Source organism: Paenisporosarcina sp. P4_E4_2, from assembly GCF_056401595.1.
Genome location: NZ_JBFUJC010000193.1, coordinates 1 through 5,953, shown reverse-complemented (window position 1 = coordinate 5,953; position 5,953 = coordinate 1). Strand labels below are relative to the sequence as shown.

The 5,953-nt window shown below is 38.3% G+C and carries 8 protein-coding genes; 6 read left to right on the top strand and 2 right to left on the bottom strand.

Annotated features, from left to right (window positions below; translation table 11 throughout):
* The 5 genes from AC1DSB_RS13015 to AC1DSB_RS12995 form a co-directional block, all read left to right on the top strand.
* The coding region (locus tag AC1DSB_RS13015) for an ATP-dependent helicase (RefSeq protein ID WP_477586854.1) at positions 1-1,536 on the top strand (1,536 nt) is incomplete at its 5' end.
* 65 nt (positions 1,537-1,601) lie between these two features.
* Positions 1,602-2,525: a hypothetical protein gene (locus tag AC1DSB_RS13010; protein ID WP_477586853.1), complete on the top strand. Its 924-nt coding sequence runs from the start codon at positions 1,602-1,604 to the stop codon at positions 2,523-2,525.
* Positions 2,526-2,589: 64 nt separating this feature from the next.
* Positions 2,590-3,042, top strand: a complete 453-nt coding sequence (locus tag AC1DSB_RS13005; RefSeq protein ID WP_477532538.1) for an SRPBCC family protein — start codon at positions 2,590-2,592, stop codon at positions 3,040-3,042.
* Positions 3,043-3,099: 57 nt separating this feature from the next.
* Positions 3,100-3,930, top strand: a complete 831-nt coding sequence (gene coaW / locus AC1DSB_RS13000; protein ID WP_477532539.1) for a type II pantothenate kinase — start codon at positions 3,100-3,102, stop codon at positions 3,928-3,930.
* Between the two features lie 189 nt (positions 3,931-4,119).
* Positions 4,120-4,320, top strand: a complete 201-nt coding sequence (locus AC1DSB_RS12995) for a cold-shock protein (RefSeq protein ID WP_016427350.1) — start codon at positions 4,120-4,122, stop codon at positions 4,318-4,320.
* A gap of 181 nt (positions 4,321-4,501) precedes the next feature.
* Here AC1DSB_RS12995 and AC1DSB_RS12990 read toward each other — a convergent pair whose 3' ends face one another.
* Both AC1DSB_RS12990 and AC1DSB_RS12985 read right to left on the bottom strand, forming a co-directional pair.
* The gene (locus AC1DSB_RS12990; protein WP_016427349.1) at positions 4,502-4,897 is read right to left on the bottom strand and encodes a reverse transcriptase-like protein; all 396 of its coding nucleotides are present in this window, start codon (positions 4,895-4,897) and stop codon (positions 4,502-4,504) included.
* Between the two features lie 12 nt (positions 4,898-4,909).
* The gene (locus tag AC1DSB_RS12985) at positions 4,910-5,593 is read right to left on the bottom strand and encodes a queuosine precursor transporter (protein ID WP_477532540.1); all 684 of its coding nucleotides are present in this window, start codon (positions 5,591-5,593) and stop codon (positions 4,910-4,912) included.
* Between the two features lie 191 nt (positions 5,594-5,784).
* On the opposite strand from AC1DSB_RS12985, the gene AC1DSB_RS12980 reads away from it, so the two are divergent.
* Positions 5,785-5,953: zinc-finger domain-containing protein (locus tag AC1DSB_RS12980; protein WP_477586855.1), on the top strand; the 169-nt coding region annotated here is incomplete at its 3' end.

The window sequence follows — 5,953 nt, the reverse complement described above, 5'->3', positions numbered from 1 at the left end:
GCTTTATCTACAGACAGACACATCATGGAAAGTTTCTCGAAATTGTATGATTACGTGTTAACGGATGAAAGCCAAGATACTTCGAGAGTTCAACATGCAATTGTTGAAAAGCTTGTTGAAGGGCATCGGAATTTATGTGTCGTGGCAGATGATGATCAAACGATTTATTCGTGGCGAGCTGCAGACCCTTCATACTTACTTAACTTTAAAGAGACGTATCCAGACGCCAAAATATTGAAGATGGAACAAAACTACCGTTCATCTGCCAATATCGTCTCGGTTGCCAATCAATTCATCAAAAGAAACACTATCAGGTACAAGAAAGAAATGTTTACAAAAAACAGCCCTGTATTGGATATTGAATTGAAACGATTGCATGACGATCAAGCCCAAATGAGATATGTCATATATGGACTGCTTGATTTAAAAGAAACGAGCAGTGCAGCCATTCTTTTCCGGAATAATGCAAGTGCCATTCTTTATATAAGTGAGTTGGAACGAAGAGGCATTCCGTTTTATATGAAAGATGTCGATCAACGATTTTTTTCTCATTGGGTAGTTGACGATATATTGAATTTCATGCGATTAAGTTTTAATTTAGAACGAAAAGATATTTTCCTGAAAATTGCACGGAAATTCAATCTGTATTTATCAAACGACCAAATTCGTAAATTTGAGCACATTGAAGAAGCAGGAAATGTCTTTCAGCTTCTTTCTAGACACGTCCCGTTAAAGGATTATCAAATTAAATCATTGCAGAGCTATGCAACGATCTATGAGCAAATGAAAGAATCGCGTCCGAAAAGCGTCATTCGTTTAATAAGAGAAAAACTCGGTTATGAACAAGTTTTACAAAACCGTGCAGAGAAATTTGGATTTCGTATTGAAGTGCTGCTCGACATGATCCGTACACTCGAACAAATCGCTGAGCCATTCACGACGATGGAGGCATTTGCCAAGCGATTAAAAGAATTGGATGAGCTTACGCAAAAAGCAAAAAAGATCAAAGATCCAAACGCCGTCACGTTATCCACTTTTCACAGTGCAAAAGGGTTGGAATTCGATCATGTGTACATGATTGATTGTCATAATGGAACGATTCCATCTGACGAAGACCAGCGGGACACCGAAAAGCTTGAGGAAGCGAGACGCTTATTTTACGTGGGAATGACGAGAGCACGACAACATCTAGAATTGTTGACGTATGCAGAGAAGGATGGGAAAGAAAAGGTTGAATCGCGGTTTATTAGTGAAGTAAGAAGTATCCTGCTGAAAAATTCCAAACAAAGTGAAGCTGTGACTAAACAGGTAGACCCCGAGAATCCAAATACCATTCGTGAAATACGAGAAATGACAGTTGGTCTTAAGATTGTCCATAAGAAATTTGGTGAAGGTCATATCGTTCAACTAAAAAGTGATCGAATCATCCTGCAATTTGGGGAAACTCAAAAAGAGTTGGCGATTCAAATGATTTTGGACAAAGGTTTGCTTGCAAAAGACATTAAGGCGGTTCCGAAGGACTTGATTGTAAAGTGAATGTTACAGGAACGTCATGAAGTATTGGTAGTATAGGTAGGAATCTATAGAGGTTGGTGGTTTTTTTGAGTAAGCGTATTAATTTGAGTCAAGGGAAATTGGAAAAATGGGAAGAAGCATTCGTCCCAGAAAAAGATGTGTTCTTTCTCAGAGAGCAAGATCAACATTTTTTGAAAGAATTTGGCAAGAATTGTTTACTTTTTTCAAAAGAAGAGTTTATGAAGCATCCGACATATACTGCGGTTTCATATGCCAGCTGCTACACGTATTGGACATTATCAGAAGACATTACTACAGTAGTTGTCTTGCCACATCGTGTCTTTCCTGCTTTGAACCAAAAGGTAAAGACAGCGATATTGAAAATTCAGCAACAGGTAGGAAGAGGACTTGTATTTGAAGCCCGTTATTTCGAAGGGATTTTGAGAGAGCCTGCCAAATCGCTGTTGGCACCATACGAATTTGTTTCGAATGATCGACAATACACAGCTATTCAGAAAGAAGTATGGAACCAGTTGCCGAAGTCGTTAAAATCGGATTTACTGAATCGCATTGCCTTTGATTACGATACTCCAGGAATATTTGATCCGTATGTACCTACGGAAAGTGTCACAAGTACATATGTCAACACGTATCCAAACGAACATGGAGCCAATTGTTTGTCATCCACTTTATTTGCTGCGGCATCGATTCAGGAGGGTTATACGTTAGACTGGATTATTAAGGAATGGGTTCACCCGACCACATTTATTAATGGCCTGACACAACTTGGTTATAAAGAAGTGCCTTTGTCCATGGATGCCATTTTCCAACATGATATCCTCGTGTGGAAAGATGACAAAAACCAAATCATTCATGCAAGTTTCCATATCGATCAAAACTACTTCTTCAATAAAAATGGTCAAGTATTTTTCAACCCATGGAAAACCGTTCACATGAGAGAGTTGGAAGAACAATGGAGTGCCTACAAAATACATGTGTATCGAAAATAAGAGGTTGTCTAAATGTGGAGTTTTCTCTAAACTATATGTATGAAGTTTGAGAGGAAGTGTCCACTTGAAACGATGGACGAAATCAATTGTTATTGATGCACCAATTGAAGATGTGTGGAAGTATTTGGACGGCGACTTGGAAAAGATGCAACAAATCATGCCGAAAGTAGTCAGCAATACGCCCGTCACTGAAACGAAAGAAGTTGTGGGCAGTGTTTATCGCCAAGAATACCTTGAAGGCAACCGTGTAGAAGCCTATGATGTGCACGTTACCGAATACGAAAACACTCCAACTCACAAACATATGAAAGTAGCATTTACGCTTGCGCAATTATTTGAGATTACTGCGAAATATGAAGTCGAAGCATTACCTGATTCTAAAACGAAATTTGTTTATACAACTACAAATAATCCGTTAAAATGGTTCATTAAACTATTCTTGTTATTTGGCAATGACAAAGTGATTGTCGAATTCGTAGAACGTGTAAAACAAGTGGCAGAGAGCAATCGCGCATAACAACTTTGAGCGTCGCCCGAAAGCGACGCTTTTTCGTGTGTTTAAAGGAGAATAGATATGGTACAAGCAATTGGAATAGATGTCGGTGGTACTTTAACCAAAATCGCTTACTTTGAAGAAGACCAACAGTTGAATTTGATACACTTTCCTTCCGCAGATTTACAAAAGGTAAGTGATTGGATTACTACATTTAAAGATGATATTCAAATCGGACTTACCGGTGGCCGTGCTGAACAATTAAAGACTTTTTTGAAATCCCATGAAAATCTACATTATCTGGTGGAATTTGATGCAACAGTTGCTGGTGTCAAATATCAGTTGAAAAAGGACGGCCAAAATTTCGAAGAAGCTGTCATCACCAATATCGGAACTGGTACATCCATTCATTCTCTTAAAGGAGATGCTCATGTACGAATTGCCGGGACTGGAATTGGTGGGGGGACATTACTTGGAATGTCAGCATTAATGACTGGCGTTAATGAGTTCAAACAAATTGTTGAGCTATCTGCCACTGGAAGCCGCGCTGAAGTCGACATGTTGGTAAGTGATATCTATTATGGCAATAAAACGCCTATTGATGGAGGGCTGACTGCAAGCAATTTTGGTGATGCAGGATTAAGGCCGCTCCTTGAACGGTCAAGAGAAGATATTCTAGCGACAGTTCAAGGTCTGGTTGGTGAAGTCATTTCAACTTTAAGTATTCAATGTGCTGATGCTGAAAATGTGGAACATATTGTATATATTGGATCAACTCTGGCAGAAAATGACCCTCTTCAAAAGGTTATTGGTAGCTATACAATACGGAAAAACCGGACACCAGTGTTTTTGAGTGACAATGGATACAGCGGGGCTATCGGAGCTCTATTGAGCAAATTTGATGGAAAATAATTCTTAATAAAAAACTGATTTTTAGGAAAATACATGAACTTTTCATTTGCATTAACCCGGGTTTCATGTTACATTTATAGAGGATTATTTTTGTTCGGATAAGAGTAAGACTTGTAAGAGATTTTATCTCCACGATTTGAGCAAGGATAGTAACACAATGTGTACTTAGTACACGAGGAGGAAACACACATGGAACAAGGTAAAGTAAAATGGTTTAACTCAGAAAAAGGTTTTGGATTCATCGAACGTGACGGCGGAGACGATGTATTCGTACATTTCAGCGCTATCCAAAGCGAAGGTTTCAAATCTCTTGACGAAGGTCAAGAAGTTACTTTTGAAATCGAGCAAGGACAACGTGGCCTACAAGCTACTAACGTAAACAAAGCTTAATTTTAAGAATAACCTATAAACAGATTCTCTTCGGAGAATCTGTTTTTTTGTGCAAAATTAATGATTAGAGGCACTGCAATTTGGCTGAAGGGATAATATTTCGGAAGCTTTTATTGTACTGCTCATTTAAAACACATACCAATAATAAAAAGAAACAAAAGGACTCAAAAGCGTAATACGCTTATGAGTCCTTTTGTTTTATAATGGCTTTTCGTGCTAATTGATCGGCAGTTAGATTAGAGCTGTCCGGCACCCATTTAATAAAGAAGAAATCAAAAGTATCGGCAATTTCAAGTGCCTTATCGAGCAATTCCTTAAACACTGGGTTTTTAGCGTATCGTTTTTCAACGGCAGCAACAACAATCTGTGAATCTGATCTGACGGATATCAATTCTTTTGACAGCTTCTGTGCTTCTTCCAGACCTCGTAATAAGGCAATGAATTCTGTCGTATGATTATCATAAATCCCTATATATTCTGAAAAGCGAAGTTGATGACCTTCGCCTTTGATGAATATACCAATACCGCTCGGACCTGGGTTTCCTGCACTTGCTCCATCAATATACACTTCAAGCATGAAAACAACTCCTTATTTTTCATCCAGCGGTGTCATTCGTTTGGCCATGTAACCAAAAGGCGTTCCGAGTATAGACACCAAGAATTTCAAGACATAAGTTGAAATAAATACACTTAACCAAACTTCTGCTGAGTAAACACCCAAAAAAGCAATAGAAGTAAAAATTAGTGTATCCAGTAATTGACTGAGCATAGTCGATCCATTATTGCGAATCCAGAATGCACCGTCAGATGGAAACAGTTTGCGTATGAAACTGAAAATGAGAACATCGGTGTATTGACTGACAAGATAGGCAATCATACTTCCAAGTGCAATACGCGGAATCAATCCGAAAATCGTCGAAAGGGATTCCTGTGCAATATCATCAGGGGCTGGCTGGAACTGGATCACGAATTGCATGATGGCAGTCATCATTAAAAGGGAAGTGAAGCCTAACCATACTGCTTTTTTGGCTTCTTTCTTGCCATATTTTTCATTTAAAATGTCAGTGACTAAAAAAATGCTTCCATAAACGGCATTGCCGAGAGTTGCGGTCAAGCCAAAAATTTCAATAAGCTTTGTTACTTGTATATTTGCCAAAACAGTGGCGAATCCAACCCAGACAAATAATCCCGTTCTTCCAAAAAATTTATACATGATTAACACGAATATCATATTGACTATTGCAAATCCTAATCCAAGTACTTCATTAAACATAGATATCCTCCTGAAGTTTTGATAACGCGAGAAGGTTACGAACCGCGAAAAAACGTGTTGATTTCCAACTTGACTATTATAATGTCAGTTGCAAGCAAAAGCAATGAGGGTGTAAGATAAAGTAGCACTTTCTTAGTGAATAGAKTGTAAAATTAAGAAGTGTGTGACTTTTATGAAAGGATGAAGCAATTTTGAACAAACTAACAGTAATCAGTGAAATTGACGATTTGCTTGAGACTTATTGCGATGGTTGCTTCATTAAAAGAGAACTCAAGATAAACGGTGGAAAAACATTGGCTCACCGTTTTTGTATAAATAGCTGTACCGTTGGTGACCAATTGCAGTTTCTAGGGCAAGAAC